Below are 20,519 nucleotides of genomic sequence, written 5' to 3'. Positions count from 1 at the left end.
TTTGAATTCATCAGAATACAGTTTCTTGGAAGGATTCATTTTGTTATCTCAAATTTAAAGGGTTCTAAAAATTTGAGGCGACATCTATTTTGACGCAGGGGGGTATAGAGGCTCTGATTTTGCCTGTATCCATCCTCATGGCTATGTGATTGCGTGCCTTTGGTTTTGCGTCTGACTATCTCAGGCCAATAATTGGATAGGCATCAAGTGCAAGTTTTTGCTGTTTTTTGACAATAAAAAACCCGCTAAGCCTTACGACTAGCGGGTTTTTAAATTTCTTTGGACTACTCTGGAAGAGTAGATGGTACCGAGGGTCGGAATCGAACCGACACTCCCGAAGGAACCGGATTTTGAATCCGGCGCGTCTACCAGTTTCACCACCCCGGCAAAGAAAGGCGCATTATAAATACTTGTGAGCGTTTTGCCAAGTGTTTTTTATAAAATTAAGCAGCCAATACCACTGCAGCCTTAAGTTTTTTCATGGCATTTTGCTCTAATTGGCGAATGCGTTCAGCAGACACTTTGTAACGATCCGCCAGTTCGTGCAGTGTGGCTTTTTCTTCGGCTAACCAGCGACTAGCGAGAATGTCGCGACTTCTGTCGTCCAGTTCAGACATGGCATCCATCAGCATGTCCTCTTTACGATCTTGCCAGTCGCTGTTCTCCAATAACAAGGCTGGATCAGCATTTTGCTGCTCAAGATAGCTGATCGGTGCAAAATTATGCTCGTCACTATCCTCATCTACGGCCGGCTCTAAAGCGACATCGCGACCATCCAGGCGACGCTCCATTTCATAAACGGTTTTTACGTCGACATCCAGATTTTCAGCAATCGCTTCTGCATCGTCAGGAGATAGGGTGCTCATATCTTTTTTAAGCTTACGGAGGTTAAAAAACAGTTTACGCTGGGCTTTTGTGGTGGCAACTTTGACAATGCGCCAGTTTTTGATGACGTATTCGTGAATCTCAGCTTTTATCCAGTGCACAGCAAAGGATACTAAACGCACGCCCATGTCGGGGTCGAAACGTTTTACCGCTTTCATTAAACCGATGTTGCCTTCTTGGACGATATCAGCCAAAGGTAGACCGTAACCTGCGAAACCACGTGCAACATAGGCAACAAAGCGGAGATTAGACATGACTAGTTCGCGAGCTGCTTGCAGATCGCCATCGTCACGATAACGTACAGCCAAGTCGTATTCTTGCTCAGCAGACAGTTTTGGCATGCGTGCAACCAAGCTCAAATAACTGTCAAAAGTTCCAACCGATATATTAATCGGCAAAGCCAACATATTGCTCATAGTTACCCCTACTTCGATGAAATCTTGTGATGGCTAGATTTTAGCACTCGAATACTAAGAGTGCTAATAATTTAGAAAAATGTTTTTTAACAACGGGTTAATCATGATTTTAATAAATTGAACGATATTAAGCTGGAAGTGGGATTCCTTTACGTTAAGCTGTCAAACTCGTTAAAATAGATAAACGGCGATAAACCAGTCGCACCTTACTTTTATCTTCAAACCACTAGCCAAAAAACATGTCCAGTAGCGAAAGCCCCGTTCAATCCAACTTTATACGTCACATGATCGCCGAAGATTTGGCGGCGAACAAAAACAACGGCAAAGTGGTTACTCGCTTTCCCCCTGAGCCTAATGGTTATTTGCATATCGGCCATGCAAAATCCATTTGCTTGAACTTTACCTTAGCGGCCGAAAACAAGGGGTGCTGTAATCTTAGATTTGATGACACCAACCCTGAAAAAGAAAGTATTGAATATATGGAGTCAATCGAGCGCGATGTGGCTTGGTTGGGATTTGCATGGGCGGGAAAATACCACGCATCCGATTATTTTGAACAGCTTTACAATTATGCGGTGCAATTGATTAAACAAGGCGATGCTTATGTGGATGGCTCTTCAGCCGAACAGATGCGAATCGACCGAGGCACTTTGACCGAACCCGGTAAGGCAAGCGCTGATCGTAGCCGTACTATTGAAGAAAACCTGGATTTATTCCAGCGCATGCGTGCCGGCGAATTTGCCGATGGTCAGTATGTATTGCGCGCCAAGATCGATATGGCTTCGCCTAATATTAATATGCGAGACCCGGCTATTTATCGTATACGGCGGGTGCATCATCAGCGTACGGGCGATGCTTGGTGTATTTATCCGATGTACGATTACACCCATTGTATTTCTGATGCGATAGAAGGCATTACGCATTCCATCTGTACCTTGGAATTTGAAGATCATCGGCCGCTTTATGATTGGGTGCTCGATAAATTACAAACCCCGTGTCATCCGCAACAAATCGAATTTGCCCGCTTGCAATTGGAATACACCATCGTCAGCAAGCGCAAATTATTACAGCTGGTAACTGAAAATCACGTTCATGGTTGGGATGATCCGCGCATGCCTACAATTTCCGGTATGCGGCGGGCCGGGTTTACACCAGCTGCTATTCGTGATTTTAGTGAGCGTATCGGTGTGACTAAAAAGAATTCCTGGATCGAAATGACGGTGTTGGAAAATTGCATACGTGAAGATCTGAATGAAAGTGCTTCGCGGGCGATGGCAGTGTTGCATCCATTACGCGTGATCATTGAAAATTGGGAAGAGGGTAAATCCGAAACTTATCAGATGGCCAATCACCCGCAAAAACCCGAAATGGGTAAACGTGATGTTACTTTTTCAAAAGTCATTCTGATTGAGCAGGACGATTTTATGGAAAATCCGCCCAAAGACTTTAAACGTCTAACCCTAGGTGGCGAAGTGCGTTTGCGTGGTTCATATGTCATCAAATGCGAGCAGGTTGTTAAAGATGATGCCGGCAACATCACCGAATTAATGTGTAGCTACGATCCTGCAACTTTGGGTAAAAATCCGGAAGGACGTAAAGTCAAGGGTGTGGTTCATTGGGTGTCTGAGGCCCATTCACTGCCGGCTGAATTGCGGTTATACGATCGCTTATTCAACCACCCTAATCCAGATACCTTGGATAACTTTTTGGATGCTATTAATCCAGACTCGCTGGAAGTTTTGCAGAACTGTCGCGTGGAAGCCAGCTTGGTTGATGCCACTGCGGATATTCGTTACCAATTCGAGCGCACCGGCTATTTTTGCCTGGATGCGGTCGATAGCCAGTCTGGGCAGTTGGTTTTTAATCGTACGGTTACCCTGCGCGACAGCTGGGGTAAGTAAAGGTTTACTATGTCGGTGTCCACTAGCCTGATCCAACATTTAGAGCAGGTTACCGGCCAATCTTTACTAAATTATAAGCAACGAAGTGTAGGTGGCGGCGATATCAATGCCGCCTATCGCTTGCAAGCTGATGGCATAGATTGGTTTATCAAATTGAATCGTGCGGCACTGTCTGAAATGTTCACTGCTGAAGCCGCTGGGTTAACGGAAATAATGGCCTCCGGGCAAATACAAGTGCCTGCGGTAGTCAGTCATGGGCAGTATGGTGGACAGGCATATCTGGTTTTAACGTATATTGAGCTGCATGCCTTGCGGGGAGAGAGTGCAAGGCTGCTGGGGCGTCAACTGGCTAGTCTGCATAAAATTCAGCAAGCCTTTTTTGGTTGGATTAGCGACAACACTATCGGTAGCACTCCGCAGCATAATGCACGCGATAGTGACTGGATAAGGTTTTGGCAGCAGCAACGGTTAGGCAAACAATTGCAATTTGCCGCCGCTAATGGTTATATCGGTAGTTTGCAGAAAAAGGGTGAAAAACTACTGGAAAAAGTACCACTGTTCTTTAGTACCTATCAACCGCAGGCATCACTGCTGCATGGGGATTTATGGGGCGGCAATGCTGCCAGCGACTACCAGGGCAATCCAGTTATATTCGACTCGGCTTGTTATTATGGGGATCGTGAAACGGATATGGCTATGACCGAATTATTTGGCGGTTTTAGTCAGGATTTTTATAAGGCCTATCATGACGAATATCCGCTTGATTCAGGCTATAAAACTCGAAAAACGCTGTATAACCTTTACCATATTCTTAACCATGTTAATTTATTTGGAAGTGGTTATCAGCATCAAGCTGAAAATATGATTGATCAACTATTATCGGAAGTAAAATAATATAGCTCGATTTTTTAATGGGCGTCTTAGATAGTTAGATCAAATTTGCCAAAACTGATCGTCTTCAAAATAAAATAATTCAGCTTCTGGCACGTCAATCACAAGATCTGATAATAAGATTGGTTTTTCAACGCCGTAACCTTGGGCATAGTCTACGCCTATGTCTTTAAGAATATCCATGATTTCATTGTTTTCAACATACTCAGCTATCGTTTTTAAACCTAAAGAATGGGCAATTTCATTCATGGATTTTACGATAGCAACATCAGCTTTATTATTTGCAATATCTTTAACAAATGCACCATCTATTTTTAGATAGTCGACATCTAAATTTTTTAAGTATGAATAGGATGAGTAGCCTGAGCCAAAGTCATCTAATGAAAATTTACAACCAAATTCTTTGATGGCATGAATAAAATTTTTGGTAAATACTATGCTTTTCGAGGCGATAGTTTCAGTGATTTCAAATGTAATTTTATCAAGCGGAGCGTTAGTGGTTTTTAGGAACTCTTTAAGGAAATCCAGAAACTCTTCATCATTAATTGACTGCCCTGAAAGATTAATCGCAAAGCCATCCGATTTTGCGAAATCATCTTTGTTTTTATCTATCCATTCAAATACATTTTTGATCACCCATTGATCGATTTCGGGCATACGTTTGCATCGTTCAACGGCTGGTATAAAATTATCTGGTGGTATAGTAATGCCAGCTTCATCTTTTATACCTAATAAAATTTCATAGTGCTGATGTTTTCCAGAGGACGGCGCTATCGCTGTAATTTTTTGACAGCGAATAAATAGTCGATTCTGCGTAAAGACATTATCAATGTTGCCTGACCACTCGTTGATTTTATTTTGCAACTGTATTTGTTCGTCATCACTTGAAAATAATAAAACATGGTTAGGCCCTCTTTGCTCTGCAGACATACTGGCTGCATCGGCTTGCTGGAGTAATTGATGAATATCGAAATAGTTGTTATCTAAAGCTACCAACCCCATACTAACGCCAATAGAAAAACTCTGCTCTTGCCATGAAAAATGTGAGGCAATAATCTGTTTTATCAGTTTTTTTGCTAAATCTACACCTTCATCAGTATTGCAATTCTTTAATAGAAAAACAAATGACTTGTCACCAATACGAGCAATTAGTTCATCATTGATTAAATTTGATTTCAGGGTATTTGAAATATTTTTTATTAATTCTTTTCCGCCTGCAATACCGCAAATATTTGTAATAATACGAAACTCTAAAATCTCAATATGACAAAGCATATTATGCGAGTCAGTAAGTTTAGCTAAATCATTTCTTATTTGTTTGACAAACTCATCTCGGGTTAAAAACTCAGTTTCAGGGTCATGTGTTGCACTGTGCACCAGTTTTCCATGCATTTTTTCTAACATGACGTTAGTGGTGCGATCTACTATTGGAATATCCTGATTTTCAAGTTTGTTGGCTGCACCATTTCGAAATTGTTCTGCTAATTCTGCTTTATTCAGTTCAACTTTATTCAAACCATCACTATTTACAAATACGTAGGCATCAATCACATCACTTTTCCAAATCAGTTTCATCGATTCAAATTCAGCAATGCTATACATCATTAGCCAGTCCCCCACCACAAGCTGTTCGACCCGAAGCCAATTTTCGTCATGTCGCTGAGTTGAGGTGTCTTCTTTAGATTCGACAGCGGGCATAACGATAGTTTTAAGCGATTTTCTGACTTTTGGTGTGCCTACGCCTAACAGCAGAGCTGTTAATTCGTCGATAATATTTTTACGTTCAGCGACATTGGTACAAATCGAGATTAAGTTCTCTGCAATAAAATCGAGGGTACCTTGTATGGTATGGGCTTGCATCTTGAGAACTGAATCCTGCTCATAAAACCAAAAAAATAAATCATCAAAAGCTTTAAAATATTTTAAACTTTCTTCTTCATTTTTATCTTTATTAAGTTCAGCCATCACTAACAAATGTTGCCAGCCGGATTTTAATAAAAGCGGGATAATCGATGGAATGGCTTTGCCAGCTAATTTTTCATCTAGTAGATTCTGTATTGCTCGTTTTGCCATCTCCAGTTTTTGTTGACCTTCATAGGCATCGACTATATGTTTTATATTAGAATTTACAGATTTAGTGACTCGTTTGGTAAGTTGCTCTAAATCTTGTTCAACTTCTGAAAATATATTGATATTAGTTGCAGATTCGCCCGCTATTCGCTCCACAAGTTTATCGACTTCTTTAGCAATGTTTTTATTTTTGATGCCTTTACTGTTTTTTAAACTTGATTCCAATTTTGCTAATTGATTTAATATTTTTCTTGCTGGATGGTTATCGGCTTCAAGAAAATCATTACCCTGTAATGGTAAGCTAAGCAACGGTAAATGTATTTTTTCAAAATGATTTATTAATTCGTCAGAAATGGATAAATCATTAAAGAGTGTTTCAAAAAACTTTCCATAAACCTCTAGTTGGTGAATGTCCTGACTGGAAATGGATTTGGACTGATTACTTAACTGTTCAAGCGTATTTTTCAGTTTATTTTGTAGCGCTAATGAGTCAAAATGAACGGCGTTGTCGTCGCGGTAATTGTGCTGTAGTTTAGAAATTGCTGCTACTAATTCATTAGTTGAAAAGTCAGGGTGCTGTTGAGTATAGCCATCCCTTTTTCTGACTATTTCCAATGAACCTGAATCAAGCTCATTTAACAAGTGAATCAACTTGCCAGCAACCTGTGAAATGGGCTGTTTGTTTTTTGGTTGATATTCATCAGGTTCATCAAATTCATCAAAAAATACATCGGAATCCAATGATTCAGGATATTGATCGCTTTTATTTAAACGTTTTTGAGCTCTATTGGATGCTCTCTGTGATTGATGAATATCTATTTCTCTGGTTTTTAAGATAGGTGGCTGTATTTGAGGTGTTTTTTTATCAGCTGATTTATACTGTTTAGAAACTTTTTCTACCTGATCGTATAGCGGGTATAAACCATTAAAAACAGTTTTCCCAAAACTCTGATAAAGCGTTTTGTTAATCTTTTTATCAACTTCAAGTTGTAATAGAGTTTCGCGAAAACAGTCGCAAAGAACTGCCGGACTTATCGGATTATTAATAGGCGAGCTTGAATAGCCAATAATCCTGTTAAATTCCCTGATTAATTGGTTGGTTCGTTCTTCAAAGTGATTTGTCAGTTTACGGATGACTTCTGACATATTAAGCCAATCTTCGAAATCATCCTTTTCAACCAGTGATAGCGACATATCTGCATTGAAAATATCGTCGTTTTTGTGATTATATTCTGTTATATAATCGACCTGCGAAATAACCAGGACGTTATATATGCTAACAAATGATGTTTGATTGGATTTTAAAGAAGTAATGAAATCGTCTAATTCGTATTGATTGGAAAAGTATCCTGTCTGGTCATTAGCAATACGCACGTCTTCGCCGACAGAAGCAAAAAAATCCTCCAACAAATATGGTAATTCCTTGTTGAGAGTTTTTTTCAACAAGTTTTTGAAATTGACTAGATTTAATTTGTTAGGCGAGGATCTACGCTGGTCTTGCAGTATTATGGTTGCGTCGTTATCTGTTACTTTTATCAGAGCATTTAATGTGGAAACAGGCATGTTTTCGACCGCAACACCCAGCCCGGTTGGGGTGACGTGAACGACTTTTGCATCGATTTCGAACGTTTGCCGGTATTCTTCTGCTCCTAGTGAGAACTGGACTTTGATTTCTTTGTTTAAAGTGATAGTCGGGTTGAGCTCTTTAAACCCCAGAAAAAAACCTTCCGTACAAAAGTCCAGAATAATACAGGGTAAAGGCGCTGCCGCTTCAATCACTAGTAAAGCTTCAATTTCTATTGCATAGCGAATGTGGCGACGCCTTTTGCTTTTTTTGATGTTCTGTAACATAAACTCGTCAGCATATAAAATCTGATTACGATACTGATGCAACGACTGCAAAAGTCTCAAATAAATTCAAATATTACACCCGGTAAGGTTTGACTACAATTCAAACTGAGGTTTTAATCGGTGTTGATCATCCAATATTTTTTTTGCACTTGCCGCGCTAACTCAACTGTTAGTGATTGATCATCGGTTTTAAGGCTGATAGCTCCATTTTTGCTGGTATCAAAATATTTAATGTTTCTATTTTGATAACGTTTTAATACTTGTTTATGTGGAAATCCGAAACGGTTCATATAACCTGCAGGAATCAAAATCATTTCAGGATCAACTTGTTCAAGAAAGTTTTGGCTTGATGAGGTTTTGCTGCCATGATGTGGTGCAATCAAAACAGAGCTGGCTAATGCATTGCCGTAGTGCGTTACTAGCCAGTTTTCCGCCGGCTGTTCGATATCACCTGTCAGTAGAAAACTAAACTTTTTACCACTCACTTTCAATACACAAGAATTGTCGTTTTCTGTATCAAACGACTCTGTGCCAGGCGACAGAAAACTGAATGCCACCTCATCCCACTGCCAACTTTGTCCGGCTTTGCACAGTTGTCCAGCTTGATTTTCGACCCATTCCGGTACGCTGCTATATGAAGCGTCTACGGGTATTGTCCTAATCAGTGAAGCTGCGCCGCCTATGTGGTCGTTATCCCCGTGGCTAATTATTAATGTATCGATACGATCTATTGCCTGATGCTGTAAATAGGGTACTACCACGGCTTCGCCCATGTCGTACTGCTCAGAAAATTTAGCACCGGTATCAAATATTAGTGCATGCTTTTGTGTCTGAATAACCACAGACAGTCCTTGTCCAACATCTAATAATGTTAGCCAGATCTCGCCTAGCTTGGGTTTATTAGCCGAGACAAAAATCAACGGTAAAAATAAGAATGGGCTCAGATATTTCACCGGCATACCTTGGGGTGCTAATAGCAACATGACACCTAAAGCAGCAAAGGAAATGCCATACCACGGTGGCTGTAAACTAGATAGCGTTGCCAATGGCCAGGCGGCCATTTGTTGCAACAGCCACCATAGTCCTTGTAATAGTTGATCAATTGGCCATAGCACTACTTTTGCCAACATGGGGGAAATAAAGGCCAAGCCAGTCGCCAGTAAACATACCGGGGTTACTATCACACCAATCAAAGGCACTGCCAACCAATTGGCCAGCGGTGCAATCACAGATACGCGCTGAAAAAAAACAATTAAAAGTGGCGCTAATCCTATAGTCATGGCTATTTGTAACTTGGTTACGCTTAGCCAATTTTTTGCGCTGCCCAGTCTGGCTGAGGACACATACATCAACAAGGCTACAGCCACAAACGATAACCAAAACCCAGCCGATAGTAGCGCTAACGGATCAAACAATATGACCACCAGCAAAGCTAGCATTAATACCTGTATGGGTGCTGTACTGCGTTGCCAAACAATAGACCACAGACCGACCGATAGCATTAATAAAGCACGTTGAGTAGGCACTGAAAAGCCGGCCAGCGCAGCGTAAAGTAAGGCGGCCAACCAAGCTGTAGTAGCCGCTAAATTTTGCGGGGAAATTCGTAAAACGCCTGACCAAATCCAGCCGCGCCTAACGGCAAAAAATACTAATCCAGCCACTAAACTAATATGTGCACCGGAAATTACCATCAAATGCACGATACCGGTAGCCCTAAAAACCTCCCATTGCTGTTGGCTAATTAAATCCTGACTGCCAATAGTCAAAGCTTTGATTATTCCCAATTGCTGGCTGGCCGGCAAAGCTGCGTCCAAACGGTCGGAAATCGCTTGTCGGCAGCTGGCAACATAACGGGAAATAGCAAAGAATGGAGCGATTTGCCGTGGCATAGGCTTGGGTCGTACATAACCTGTGGCACCAATATGATTGGAAAATAACCTAGCCTCGTAATCAAATCCGCCCGGATTGCTACGGCCGTGCGGTTTTTTCAATCTAACCGTCATTTCCCAGCTCTGTCCCGCTTTGGTATCATTTGGCGGGTTATACCAATTCAAATGTAATTTGCTGGGCACGCCAGCGCCAGCCTGGAAAACTTTAAAGTCAAAACTGATGCGATCGTCTTGTGCATGCGGCAAACTGGCGATATAACCCTTAACCAGAACATCCTTGCCTTGCAATGTGTCGACCAATCGATCGTTTAGTCGCCAGTTTGCATAAGCGCTAGCCCATAACACACCGATTAAAAATAGACAGCCTAACCATAAATGACGTCTGCCGAATAGGAAAGCCATTAAAATCACTAACAGCCATTCCCATGAATAAGGTAAACGTGTCCATTGCTGGACTGCGGCTACGCCGAAAAAGAATGCAACAATTGGCAAACTCATAGGCTTGTAGATTCTAAAAACCAGGGCCAACAAATACGTTTATTTTGCCAAGGCCTTTGCCAGGGTTATCTAGCCACTGTAAACTGCCGGCAAACTCCGGCTTATCCAAAGCCATTAGCATCTTTTTATCTCCATGTTTATTCATTTGCGTCGCTGGTTTAACCGAGCCGTTTGGCTCAAATGCCATTTGTATTTGGCACTCGTTTTTGGTTTGTTTTTTGGGCTGATGGGATTAACAGGCAGCCTGAGTGTTTACCGTGAAGCTATCGACGAGCTATTCAATCCCAGTCTAATCATCGAAGTACCAAAAACTCAGGCTTTGCCGTTGGATACTATTTTAGTCCAGGTTCGGCAACATCACCCAAATCGTCATGGTGCATGGACGCTGGAGATGCCAAGTACAGCCAATGGCGCCATCATTGCCTGGTTTGAAAAGCCGCATGAAAGTGTGGATGAGTTTTATGCCCCGCTCATGGTGGCGATTAATCCTTATACGGCTGAGATTATCAATAACCGATTTTGGGGGCAAACGCTGACTACTTGGTTGCTGGACTTGCATACTCATCTACAGTTGCAGGCTACGGGGCGTGACATTGTGGCGGTATTGGCGGTTTTGTTATCACTATCCGTGGTTAGCGGCTTGTATTTGTGGTGGCCTGGTCTGAATCGTATTTCTTGTGCATTTAAAGTACGTCATGATGCCGGGTTGATGCGATTTTTAATGGATTCGCATCGTTTGCTGGGGTTGTTGAGTGCTGGTTTCTTGCTGTTGTTAGCTTTTACTGGTTTTCACTTGGCTTATCCCCAGTTACTTGAAACTCTGACTGCATCCGCCGGCATGGGGCATGGTGATGAAGGACCAAGCGTGCGAAGTACGGCAGTGCCTAATAATAGACCGATTAGCATTGCAGAAGCGGTATTGGTAGCACGCGGCTTGTTTCCTAGCTCTGAGGTTAGGCGCATCACGACACCTGCAGGTGAACTGGGTACCTATCGTATCAATTTGCGCCAGCGCAATGAGTTGAATCAGCATCATCCTTTTACTTCCGTTTGGGTGGATCGCTGGAGCGGACAGATTCGCAGCGTCAACAATCCTAGCCAGTTTTCAGCCGGACAAACCTTTACTACCTGGCAATGGCCATTGCACACGGGTGAAGCTTTCGGTGATGTGGGGCGTTTTATTTGGTTTTTAATGGGTTTGATGCCGTTAATTCTGTGGGTCAGTGGCGTATCGCACTGGTTATATCGCAAAGGGTATATCAGAGATAAACCGTTTGATCTAATGCTTATGCTGCGTATTAAAGGCCGACGCTGGCAGACGCTGGCTTTATACTATGGTAATAAAACCTGGCAATACTGTTATCCATTTTTACTAGCCTTATTCCGGATGATTCGAGCCTGGTTGACAAGCAAAATAAATTAATCAAACTTGCTTTGGTTGGTAGCAACTGGCATAAATTGAAATCATCAACTTGAATCCCAGGAGAACTTTTATGAAAACCCTCTTATTCATCACTATGGTGCTGATGTTGATTTCAGTAGTGCCAGCCCAAGCGGGTTCGCTCAGTAAAGGCCAATGGACGGCTGGCAGCTGTGGTAGCAAACCGGAAGCGCCAAACATCGATGGCAGTAATATTGAAGCTTATAATCTCAGTGTTACAGCCATTAATGACTGGCAACAGCAATCCAAGACTTATTTTGAGTGTATGGTGAAAGAGGCCAATACTGACAATCAGCTTATTTCAGATACCGTCAATAAAGAGCAAGATAGCTATCGGGAAAAAGTGGATAAAATAATTACAGAAATTAACGCAATGGGCGACGCGTTAAAACAGAAATAAAGCGACTGCCGGGAAATGGCTGGGTTAAAATCGCTCAACACTAAAAATAAAGAGCATCATCATGCCAAAAAAAATAATAAAAAAGTATCTGCCAGATCCGGAAAAAATAAAATCCATCAAAAGCCTGCATTTTTTAGGGGATAGATTACACGACCCTAATTTATGGCATTTAAATCGCCATTCCGTGTCCCTGGCTTTTGCAGTTGGTTTGTTTTTCGCCTGGGTGCCAACACCGACTCAAATGGCTATGGCAGCGGCCGTCGCGCTGTTTGTACGCGCCAACTTGCCGGTTTCGGTTGCCTTGGTCTGGATTACTAACCCGCTTACCATGCCGCCTTTATTTTATTTTGCCTATCGGGTGGGTATCTGGTTATTAAATAAGCCACATTTTGATGGCGAATTCTCGGTGGATAGCGTGTTTTCCAGTATGGCTGATATTGGTGGGCCATTTTTATTTGGTTGCCTGGTACTGGGGATTACCTGTTCCAGTCTGGGATATTTTGGCATGAAGGCATTTTGGCGTTGGAATGTACTCCACCGCTGGGAGGCGCGTAAAAAACAGCGCGCAGAAGGCAAATAATCAAAGACAGCTACCCATATCAGTTTTGCTCGCCTTTCCTGAGTATTTGAATAGGCTAGGGGGCTCATTGCAGTATAACCTTGAGGGTTACGCTGCAATGATGTAAGTTGCTAAACAGGATAACGGATAAAGCATTTACCAATCTTAAATAAATATCACCCTTTAGCAAGTGCTTGGTTTATTTATTATTTCGAAAACCTTTCAATAATAACGCGCAAGTAATCCGTTTTGGCAATCGGCTTCAGGTAATGGGATACGGACTTCGTAGCCGCCGCCGGATGCTTCTTGCATAGGGTTGCCGTATTTATCAAACATTCTTTCAACAGTGATGTCGCGGTTGCCTTCCGGTAAAATTAATTCAAGTTTGTCGCCAACTGTGAATTTATTTTTGACATTGATATCGGCTAGACCGGTTTCAGCATCATAAGCAGTTATTTCGCCACAAAACTGTTGTTGGTGGCTTTTGGAATAACCCGACATATAGTTTTGATGCTCGTGAGTGTGATGTCTTTGGTAAAAACCGTCGGTGTAACCGCGATTTGCCAAATTGTCCAATACACCGATCAGTTCTGGTTGAAAGGGCCGGCCGGCCAGTGCATCATCAATGGCTTGACGGTAGGTTTGTGCCGTGCGCGCCACGTAATAATGTGATTTGGTGCGGCCTTCGATTTTTAAGCTATTGACGCCAATTTCCACCAAGCGCTGTACATGCTCTATTGCTCGTAAGTCTTTGGAGTTCATAATGTAAGTGCCGTTTTCATCTTCCATCACCGGTAACAATTCACCTTTACGGCCTTCTTCTTCCAGGAAATAGACATTATCGGCCAAAGGATGGCGTTCAGCACCGCCGCAACTGGCGGTATTCAGCCCCTCATTAAGCGCATCCAGTGATAATACCGAACTCTCACCTAATACATAATCACCTTCGGCATTTTCCTGCGCGGGGATAGTGTCGTATTTCCAGCGACAAGAATTGGTGCAAGTGCCTTGATTGGGGTCGCGGTGATTGAAATAGCCGGATAACAAACATCGGCCGGAATAAGCGATACATAAGGCGCCGTGAACGAATACTTCCAATTCCATATCCGGACATTCCTGACGTATTTCGGCGATTTCATCTAATGACAATTCGCGCGACAAAATTACCCGCTCTACACCCATACTCTTCCAGAATTTAATGCTGGCGTAATTGACGGTATTAGCTTGTACTGACAAATGAATCGGCATATCCGGCCATTGCTCACGTGTCATCATGATTAAGCCCGGGTCGGCCATAATCATGGCATCCGGTTTCATGTCAATAATGGGTGCTATATCTTTAATATAGGTTTTGATCTTAGCGTTATGCGGTATCACGTTAGCGGCAAGGAAAAACTTTTTGCCGAGCTGATGAGCTTCAGCGATGCCTTTGGCCAAATTGTCCGAAAGAAAATCGTTATTGCGTACCCTAAGGCTGTAACGTGGCTGGCCGGCATATACAGCATCGGCACCGTACGCAAAAGCGTAGCGCATGTTACGGATAGTACCTGCGGGGGAGAGAAGTTCGACGTTTTTCATGAAAGTTTGGCTGAAAACAAAAGACGTATAGTCTAACAAATTTCAAACAGTATCTTTTAATTTAGCGATACCGAACGGTTCTGTTTGCTCAGAGTCAGCTTGAGGAATAGAGATGGTCAGGCAGTATAAATTTTAAATTGTCCTATTCGAGCAAGATTTTAGAAGATTTAAAAATTACCGCTAACTGAATGCAGTGCAAGCACAGTTGAGAATTAGCGGGGTATTAGAGTCTTTTGTCATCCAGAAGACAAGAATAGCAGGATGATTTTGTCATCCTGCTATTTTAGGGATTATTCAGCAGGAGCCGCTTCAGTTTGTGACTCTTCGCTAGGGGCAATTTCAGCCGCTGGCGTTTGATCTATAGCGGGTGCTGATTCTGCCTCAGCCGGTTGTTCTGCTGGTTTGGTTTCTTCAGCGGGTAGTAAAATCTCAACCTTAGCGCTATTACGTAGAGACTCAATCATGGTTTGTGCTTTCTGGCGTTGCAGCATAGGACGGATTTGTTCTTTAACTGCATCATAAGGTGGGGGAGTCAGTGCTCTGGATTCTTCTCTAAGAATGACGTGCCAGCCAAATTGTGTTTGAACGGGTTGCTTGGTGTATTTGCCATTTTCTAAAACTACAACGGCTTCTGAGAAAGGTGGCACCATGCGGTCGGCAGTAAACCAGCCTAAATCACCACCTTCAGCGCCCATAGGGTCGATGGATTGTTTTTTGGCTATCGCTTGGAAATCGCCACCTTTATCCAGTTCGGCGATGACTTTTTTCGCTTCGTCTTCAGTTTTGACTAAAATGTGGCGAGCTTTGTATTCTTCGCCCATATTGGCCATTTTAGTGTCGTATTCGACTTTAATTTCTTCATCCGTAACCGGATTGGCTTTTAAATAATCTTGTAAAGCAGCTTGTGACAACAAAGAATTTTTTACGGTCGCCATGCGTTCGACCACGTCAGGTGACTGATCCAGTTTCTTTTGCAGTGCTTGTTGAATCAGTAATTCACGTTGAATCAACTCTTCCAATAACTGTTCTTTGGGAAAGCTTTGGCCTTGGCTGCGTTCTGAAATTTCCTTTTCCAGGGTATCCAGGGTTTTTTTGCTGATGTAAACACCATTAACTGAAGCTACGGCATCCTCCTTGCTGACTGCAGGGGCTGTCGATGCGGAATCGTTGGTTTTTTCTTCAAAGCAGCCGGGTAATAAAGTCGCGCTTGCCAGAATCAGTGGAATAAGTTTCAGTTTCATTTATATAGTTCCTTTGCTGTTTTCAGATGGGGTTAAGGCGTTGATACCAAGGGCGTGAATCTCTTCTTTCATCATGTCGCCCATGACTTGATAAATCAATTGATGTCTTTGTACCAGTGATTTACCCTCAAATAGCTGGGAAACGATGGTGACATTATAATGACCGCCGCCCTTTTTGTTGCCGGCATGGCCAGCATGAGCAGCGCTGTGATCGATGATTTCGATTAACTCGGGTTTAAGAGCTTCTTCCAGTTTTTGTCTGATGGTGGTGGCGGTCATTGTGGAAATACTTGTTTAAAAGGTTTAACGGTAACACGGGCATAAACACCCGCATCAAGATAAGGGTCGGCATCGGCCCACTGTTGAGCATGCTGTACGTTGTTAAACTCGGCAACGATTAAACTACCGGAAAAGCCGGCATCGCCTGGGTTTTCAGTGTCCACTGCGGGGTGAGGGCCCGCTAGTATCAATCGTCCTTCATCTTGTAGCGTTTGAAGTCTGGCAAGATGCGCAGGCCGCGCAGTGAGTCGATGGCTCAGGCTGTCTGCGTTGTCTTCACAGATAATCGCGTATAGCATTATTTCTTTACCTCAGCTTCCGGGGCGTATTTGTATAAAAACACCATTTGAATCAGGATGAAAACCAGCATTAAGCCAGGTACGATAAAGGTTTTGAAGCTGACCCAGTCGTCGGTGCTGTATTGATGCATGACATATAGGTTTAAAAAACCAATGCTGGTAAAAAATAAGGCCCAACTCAGATTCAGCCGCTTCCAGATTGGGGTAGGTAATTCCAGATTGGCACCCATCATGCGTTCGATGAAGGTTTTGGGGCCGAAAAACTGGCTTGCAAGGAAAGCACCACCAAACATCCATTCGATTATGGATAATTTCCATTTAATGAATTGTTCGTCTTGCAGATACAGTGTGGCGCCTCCCATGACCAGAATCAACCCTAAGGTGATCCATTGCATGGTTTCTACCTTGCGATACATGATCCAGTAGGTGATTACCTGAATCAGGGTGGCGGCTATCACTACTGCGGTGGCGATATAGATGTCGTAAAGTTTGTAAGCAATAAAAAAGAGGATGATGGGGAAAAATTCTAAGAATGGCTTCATGAATGACCGGGAGTGTGAATCGAAAATAAGTAATAAGTTAAGCGTAATAATCAACTCGGGAGATCATGTTTTCAAGTTGAGTTTTAGCAGGTTGGTTGCGGGTCTCAGCATAGATTTTTAGGGCTTTATTGGCTTGACTATTGTCGCCTTGGTCAAAGTTATTCGGGTTATTTAGTCCCGATTTGGTAAGCGCAGTTTTAACTTGTTCTGGTGTTGATGCCGACGCTTGTAAGCGGTTGCCTATACCATTGTTGGCGCTAACAATAGTGTCAGCTGGTTTTTTGATAATACTTTCCTGCTCCGGTTTAATGTAACCGGTAGGAATAAAAGCCAGTGATGAACTATGGATAGTGTTCACAGTATGTTGTTGCAAGCGCCCCAGATAATTGCCAATTGTAGAATCTTTATTTTCAAATGTACATGAGCTGAACATCTTTACTGATAAAATGTTGTTTTTGGAGGAACGGCATGCACGATAAAACTGTTGAATTAGAAGCGGCTGCATTTAGGCGTTTGCTGCAACATTTTCAGGAACATACTGAAGTACAAAACATTGAATTAATGATATTGGCAGACTTTTGTCGCAACTGTCTTGCCAAATGGTATACAGCCGCGGCCGATGAGCGTGGTGTCGATGTGAGTTATGAACAAGCGCGAGAAATCGTTTATGGGATGCCTTACGATGAATGGAAGCAGCGCCATCAAACTGAAGCTAGTGCAGATCAATTGGCTGCATACGAAGCCAAACAAAAACTTAAAAATCTATCATGACAGCCGATATCCCATTTGATGCGATGTTTTCTAGTGTTATTGGTCAGGAATATCAAGTGTTGAAACTGATTTGCCCGTATGCAATCGAAATGAGTCGGTTAGTGGGTATTGAAATTGCTGAAATAGCTCGGCAAAAATCGGCAGAGCTACAGGTGTTGGAATTGGGTGGTGGCACAGGTATTACCACGTTATCGATTTTATCGGCTGTCGACACAGTTTATGTATTGTCTGTCGACAATGAGCCAACCATGCAAAATCAGGCCAAGCAAAGTTTACAAGAATGGGTAAAAGCTGGTCGACTGAGGTTTTCTGCTGATGATGCCTTAAGTGCATTGCAAAAACTCGACGACAACAGTCTTGATGTGGTGGTGTCAGTGTATACCTTGCATAATTTTGAAGCTGATTATCGACAACAGGTTATTCAAAACGTGTTTCGGGTATTAAAACCTGCTGGCCAATTTATCAATGGTGATCGGTATGCGCTGGATGATATTAATGCCCAAACTCGTTTGATACAGCAGGAAGTGGCAGGTTATTTCAAGGTTTTGACTCAACTTAATCGCCTGGATTTACTGGAGCACTGGATTATTCATTTGTTCAGTGACGAATCCGAAAATCATGTTATGCGTGAATCTATTGCCATGCAACAACTGATGAATGCAGGGTTTGCAAAAATTCAGCTGAAATTGCGCAAAGATGTTAATGCGCTAATGATTGCCATCAAATGATAAGCAATATTTGGTTTTGAATTAATTTTATGCAGGTAAGAGGTTAAAAATGGCAGAGTCTAAAAAGGGAAAAATACAAAATTCGCAGAATAGTTTTGCCGATGATTTAGATTCGATGCTGAATATCGATGAAATCCCTGAGCAACAAGTTGGCTTGGTAGATGATGATGACGCTATTGATCGCTTGTTGATAGATGATGCTTTTCAGGAGTCGCAAGAAGATACTGCCGAGCAGTCAAATGATATTGATCAGTTACTCGCTGATGATGCGGAATTTGATGAGTTTGGTGATGATATTGATGATTTGCTTGCCAATATTAAACCAGACCTGAAACAGAATAAAGCTGTTGCATCCGAAAATATGCCCGCTGTGGAAACCGTGAGTATCGATGATGTAGTGGATCTCAGTGCGTTGGAAACAGTCGGCGAAATTGAAGACCTGGTTGATGAAAAATTGCTGGAGCTTGATGTTGCTTTAGATCCGGATCAGATGAATGATGATCTAGAAAATATGACTGAAATTGATGAATTTTCGGTTGAGTCGGAAAATAACAATGCCGATTTTCTGTTGGCGGATTTTGATATTTCTGCCGACGAGGATGTCGGATTAGAAGTGTCACCTGAAGATTTTGATCCGATAGAACCTGAAGCGGCATTAGAACCCGAGGCGGTCATTATTGAGCCTGTAACTGAAGATGAAGCCGTTCTGCCTCAACAAGAACTAGATTTAGAAGATGAACAAACGCCTGACATTTTACTAGAAACAACAGTTGATGAGGTACTTGAATCGATTGAATCCGAGCCTGTAGTTGCTGAATCAGATCATCAACAGGTTATCAGTGCATCCGATTTTGAACAAGATAAGCCTGACGCTGAACAGCTAGCAGCGCTGGCAGCCGTGACAAGCAAAATCGATGAGCTGCTCAAGCAGCAAGCTCAGATTAGGCGGGATATTGAACAAAAAGCAAACAAGGATGAACTGAATTCTTGCTTAGACACTATCGATACCTTGCAGACGGAGCAGAAAAAATCCAAACGTAATCTTGAAGCCGTCAATAATAAGAAACCTGTAGCCGCCTATGTTGCCATTGGGATTGCAGTTTTGGCAATGATAGTCGGCGGTAGTATGGGATACCAGGGGTACGTGGCCAAATCACAGATTAAACAGCTGATTGAGATTATGGATAAATTTCAGGCTCAATTAGTAATGGCGCCTGGGGCAGCGGCTGAAGAAAAAGAAATGTTGCGAAATCAGCTGGATGAACTGGCTCGTGTCAGTAGCATAAATTCTGAACAGCTTGCCGAGCTAAACAAAACCTTGCTGGACAATGGATCGACTGAGTCAAACGGAGATTCAGGGAAGCCATCGGCTGATCTCATGCAAATAGGGGCTGCTATTGAATCCTTGCAAAACAAGGTGTCGGCCTTGGAAAATAGCAAGCCAAAAGTTGTTGCCAAACCCGTCCCTAAAAAACCTGTTGTGGTTAAGGATAACTGGGTGGTCAACCTAGTGGCTTTTAAGCAGGACTGGTATGCAAAACGAAAAGCCGATGAGTTTGCGGCCAAAGGTGTATCAGCCAAGGTCAGTAAAACTGAATCTAAAGGCGAAACCTGGTATCGATTAAGCGTGGATGGATTTAGCAGTCAATATGAAGCTGCAGCTTACGCGGCTAGGGTGAAAAAAACCCTTAACCTGGATTCTGTCTGGTTAAATAAAGCCAAAAATTAGTCCTACCTTGTCTACACATCCTGCTCCTCACAGCAGGATTAATAGCTATAGTCCTGTCGTGATTGATCAGGTATAGTTAAATTATCTGCCTGCTTCGTGCCAAATATGTCAACGCAAGTGCCATATTTGGCACATCTCCATAAAAAGAACGTAAGTGCAGCGGCTACCATAGAGTTGCTTATGTTTTATGTGATTGATTTCAAAAAAATTAAATAACATGGTCTTGCTTATGCTGGTTAATAACTGAATTAAACCAGTTAAATGGGTGGACGTCATGAAAACTAATAATGAAATCGATACAATGTATAGCGAACGCTTTGCATTTATTGAAACCTTAAGTCGGGAATTTGTAGCGATGACTGGCTGCGGTGTTTATGTTTATTTTACCCCGCTGGATATTGACCAATTATTTGATAAATTTCTCAGCGTAGATTTGTCGATCAGAATGTTTGCCCGGCAATGCGTTAAAAACTTAATCTGAGAGCTTGAATGTCACCGGCATTATTAGCTCAGATTGTGAAGGCGGGGTTTGCTAAGGATTTCGCCAAAAT

General features: G+C 42.4%; 19 protein-coding genes and 1 tRNA gene. 9 read left to right on the top strand and 11 right to left on the bottom strand.

The window, feature by feature from the left end; translation table 11 throughout:
• Positions 1-302 precede the first annotated feature (302 nt).
• A tRNA-Leu gene (locus tag A1359_RS00965) sits at positions 303-387 on the bottom strand.
• Between the two features lie 56 nt (positions 388-443).
• The gene (rpoH, locus tag A1359_RS00960; protein WP_066976666.1) at positions 444-1,301 is read right to left on the bottom strand and encodes an RNA polymerase sigma factor RpoH; all 858 of its coding nucleotides are present in this window, start codon (positions 1,299-1,301) and stop codon (positions 444-446) included.
• A gap of 239 nt (positions 1,302-1,540) precedes the next feature.
• Here rpoH and A1359_RS00955 point away from each other — a divergent pair, with 239 nt between their 5' ends.
• Both A1359_RS00955 and A1359_RS00950 read left to right on the top strand, forming a co-directional pair.
• Positions 1,541-3,202, top strand: coding sequence for a glutamine--tRNA ligase/YqeY domain fusion protein (locus A1359_RS00955; protein WP_066976663.1), 1,662 nt, complete (start codon positions 1,541-1,543; stop codon positions 3,200-3,202).
• Positions 3,203-3,211: 9 nt separating this feature from the next.
• Positions 3,212-4,096 carry a fructosamine kinase family protein gene (locus tag A1359_RS00950; RefSeq protein WP_066976660.1) on the top strand — a complete coding sequence of 295 codons (885 nt, stop codon included), beginning with the start codon at positions 3,212-3,214 and terminating at the stop codon, positions 4,094-4,096.
• A 39-nt stretch (positions 4,097-4,135) separates the two neighbouring features.
• On the opposite strand, the gene A1359_RS00945 is transcribed toward A1359_RS00950, so the two are convergent.
• The 3 genes from A1359_RS00945 to A1359_RS22615 form a co-directional block, all read right to left on the bottom strand.
• Positions 4,136-8,014, bottom strand: coding sequence for a DUF1631 family protein (locus A1359_RS00945; RefSeq protein WP_066976658.1), 3,879 nt, complete (start codon positions 8,012-8,014; stop codon positions 4,136-4,138).
• 113 nt (positions 8,015-8,127) lie between these two features.
• On the bottom strand, positions 8,128-10,401 hold the full coding sequence (locus A1359_RS00940) for a DNA internalization-related competence protein ComEC/Rec2 (RefSeq protein ID WP_066976655.1): 2,274 nt from the start codon (positions 10,399-10,401) through the stop codon (positions 8,128-8,130).
• Between the two features lie 13 nt (positions 10,402-10,414).
• Positions 10,415-10,588 (bottom strand): hypothetical protein, encoded by a 174-nt coding sequence (locus A1359_RS22615; protein ID WP_198159221.1) that lies wholly within the window; start codon positions 10,586-10,588, stop codon positions 10,415-10,417.
• A gap of 39 nt (positions 10,589-10,627) precedes the next feature.
• Here A1359_RS22615 and A1359_RS00935 point away from each other — a divergent pair, with 39 nt between their 5' ends.
• From A1359_RS00935 to A1359_RS00925, 3 genes are all read left to right on the top strand, one after another.
• On the top strand, positions 10,628-11,824 hold the full coding sequence (locus A1359_RS00935; RefSeq protein ID WP_232322066.1) for a PepSY-associated TM helix domain-containing protein: 1,197 nt from the start codon (positions 10,628-10,630) through the stop codon (positions 11,822-11,824).
• 70 nt (positions 11,825-11,894) lie between these two features.
• Positions 11,895-12,242, top strand: a complete 348-nt coding sequence (locus A1359_RS00930) for a hypothetical protein (protein WP_066976652.1) — start codon at positions 11,895-11,897, stop codon at positions 12,240-12,242.
• Positions 12,243-12,303: 61 nt separating this feature from the next.
• On the top strand, positions 12,304-12,822 hold the full coding sequence (locus A1359_RS00925; RefSeq protein WP_066976648.1) for a DUF2062 domain-containing protein: 519 nt from the start codon (positions 12,304-12,306) through the stop codon (positions 12,820-12,822).
• 201 nt (positions 12,823-13,023) lie between these two features.
• Here the strand turns inward: A1359_RS00925 and trhP are convergent, their stop codons facing one another.
• From trhP to A1359_RS00895, 6 genes are all read right to left on the bottom strand, one after another.
• Positions 13,024-14,379, bottom strand: coding sequence for a prephenate-dependent tRNA uridine(34) hydroxylase TrhP (trhP, locus tag A1359_RS00920; RefSeq protein ID WP_066976645.1), 1,356 nt, complete (start codon positions 14,377-14,379; stop codon positions 13,024-13,026).
• A 290-nt stretch (positions 14,380-14,669) separates the two neighbouring features.
• A complete protein-coding gene (locus A1359_RS00915) occupies positions 14,670-15,620 on the bottom strand; it encodes a peptidylprolyl isomerase (protein WP_066976642.1) in 951 nt (316 codons plus the stop codon).
• Positions 15,621-15,899, bottom strand: a complete 279-nt coding sequence (locus A1359_RS00910; protein WP_066976639.1) for a BolA family protein — start codon at positions 15,897-15,899, stop codon at positions 15,621-15,623.
• Positions 15,896-16,198, bottom strand: a complete 303-nt coding sequence (locus A1359_RS00905) for a YciI family protein (protein ID WP_066976636.1) — start codon at positions 16,196-16,198, stop codon at positions 15,896-15,898. The genes A1359_RS00910 and A1359_RS00905 overlap by 4 nt, the downstream gene beginning before the upstream one ends.
• Positions 16,198-16,740: a septation protein A gene (locus A1359_RS00900; protein ID WP_066976633.1), complete on the bottom strand. Its 543-nt coding sequence runs from the start codon at positions 16,738-16,740 to the stop codon at positions 16,198-16,200. Before A1359_RS00900 ends, A1359_RS00905 begins: the two co-directional genes overlap by 1 nt.
• A 37-nt stretch (positions 16,741-16,777) precedes the next feature.
• The gene (locus A1359_RS00895; RefSeq protein WP_066976631.1) at positions 16,778-17,245 is read right to left on the bottom strand and encodes a hypothetical protein; all 468 of its coding nucleotides are present in this window, start codon (positions 17,243-17,245) and stop codon (positions 16,778-16,780) included.
• Here A1359_RS00895 and A1359_RS00890 point away from each other — a divergent pair.
• From A1359_RS00890 to A1359_RS00875, 4 genes are all read left to right on the top strand, one after another.
• Entirely contained in the window at positions 17,209-17,511 is a 303-nt protein-coding gene (locus tag A1359_RS00890; protein WP_066976628.1) for a DUF1244 domain-containing protein, read from the top strand. The two genes, A1359_RS00895 and A1359_RS00890, sit on opposite strands and share 37 nt — an antisense overlap.
• Positions 17,508-18,239, top strand: coding sequence for a class I SAM-dependent methyltransferase (locus A1359_RS00885; RefSeq protein ID WP_066976625.1), 732 nt, complete (start codon positions 17,508-17,510; stop codon positions 18,237-18,239). The genes A1359_RS00890 and A1359_RS00885 overlap by 4 nt, the downstream gene beginning before the upstream one ends.
• Before the next feature lie 49 nt (positions 18,240-18,288).
• Complete coding sequence (locus A1359_RS00880; protein ID WP_066976623.1) at positions 18,289-19,968, top strand: SPOR domain-containing protein; 1,680 nt, start codon at positions 18,289-18,291, stop codon at positions 19,966-19,968.
• Between the two features lie 274 nt (positions 19,969-20,242).
• On the top strand, positions 20,243-20,449 hold the full coding sequence (locus A1359_RS00875; RefSeq protein ID WP_066976620.1) for a hypothetical protein: 207 nt from the start codon (positions 20,243-20,245) through the stop codon (positions 20,447-20,449).
• Positions 20,450-20,519 lie beyond the last annotated feature (70 nt).

The organism is Methylomonas lenta, from assembly GCF_001644015.1.
Classification (GTDB): domain Bacteria; phylum Pseudomonadota; class Gammaproteobacteria; order Methylococcales; family Methylomonadaceae; genus Methylomonas; species Methylomonas lenta.
This window is presented reverse-complemented; position numbering and strand designations above follow the sequence as displayed.

Excerpts from the sequence above, each read along its gene's own strand:
- rpoH (WP_066976666.1), bottom strand. The coding sequence starts at position 1,301 with ATGAGCAATATGTTGGCTTTGCCGATTAATATATCGGTTGGAACTTTT.
- A1359_RS00955 (WP_066976663.1), top strand. The coding sequence starts at position 1,541 with ATGTCCAGTAGCGAAAGCCCCGTTCAATCCAACTTTATACGTCACATG.
- A1359_RS00950 (WP_066976660.1), top strand. The coding sequence starts at position 3,212 with ATGTCGGTGTCCACTAGCCTGATCCAACATTTAGAGCAGGTTACCGGC.
- A1359_RS00945 (WP_066976658.1), bottom strand. The coding sequence starts at position 8,014 with ATGTTACAGAACATCAAAAAAAGCAAAAGGCGTCGCCACATTCGCTAT.
- A1359_RS00940 (WP_066976655.1), bottom strand. The coding sequence starts at position 10,401 with ATGAGTTTGCCAATTGTTGCATTCTTTTTCGGCGTAGCCGCAGTCCAG.
- A1359_RS22615 (WP_198159221.1), bottom strand. The coding sequence starts at position 10,588 with ATGGCATTTGAGCCAAACGGCTCGGTTAAACCAGCGACGCAAATGAAT.
- A1359_RS00935 (WP_232322066.1), top strand. The coding sequence starts at position 10,628 with ATGGGATTAACAGGCAGCCTGAGTGTTTACCGTGAAGCTATCGACGAG.
- A1359_RS00930 (WP_066976652.1), top strand. The coding sequence starts at position 11,895 with ATGAAAACCCTCTTATTCATCACTATGGTGCTGATGTTGATTTCAGTA.
- A1359_RS00925 (WP_066976648.1), top strand. The coding sequence starts at position 12,304 with ATGCCAAAAAAAATAATAAAAAAGTATCTGCCAGATCCGGAAAAAATA.
- trhP (WP_066976645.1), bottom strand. The coding sequence starts at position 14,379 with ATGAAAAACGTCGAACTTCTCTCCCCCGCAGGTACTATCCGTAACATG.
- A1359_RS00915 (WP_066976642.1), bottom strand. The coding sequence starts at position 15,620 with ATGAAACTGAAACTTATTCCACTGATTCTGGCAAGCGCGACTTTATTA.
- A1359_RS00910 (WP_066976639.1), bottom strand. The coding sequence starts at position 15,899 with ATGACCGCCACCACCATCAGACAAAAACTGGAAGAAGCTCTTAAACCC.
- A1359_RS00905 (WP_066976636.1), bottom strand. The coding sequence starts at position 16,198 with ATGCTATACGCGATTATCTGTGAAGACAACGCAGACAGCCTGAGCCAT.
- A1359_RS00900 (WP_066976633.1), bottom strand. The coding sequence starts at position 16,740 with ATGAAGCCATTCTTAGAATTTTTCCCCATCATCCTCTTTTTTATTGCT.
- A1359_RS00890 (WP_066976628.1), top strand. The coding sequence starts at position 17,209 with ATGCACGATAAAACTGTTGAATTAGAAGCGGCTGCATTTAGGCGTTTG.
- A1359_RS00895 (WP_066976631.1), bottom strand. The coding sequence starts at position 17,245 with ATGCAGCCGCTTCTAATTCAACAGTTTTATCGTGCATGCCGTTCCTCC.
- A1359_RS00885 (WP_066976625.1), top strand. The coding sequence starts at position 17,508 with ATGACAGCCGATATCCCATTTGATGCGATGTTTTCTAGTGTTATTGGT.
- A1359_RS00880 (WP_066976623.1), top strand. The coding sequence starts at position 18,289 with ATGGCAGAGTCTAAAAAGGGAAAAATACAAAATTCGCAGAATAGTTTT.
- A1359_RS00875 (WP_066976620.1), top strand. The coding sequence starts at position 20,243 with ATGAAAACTAATAATGAAATCGATACAATGTATAGCGAACGCTTTGCA.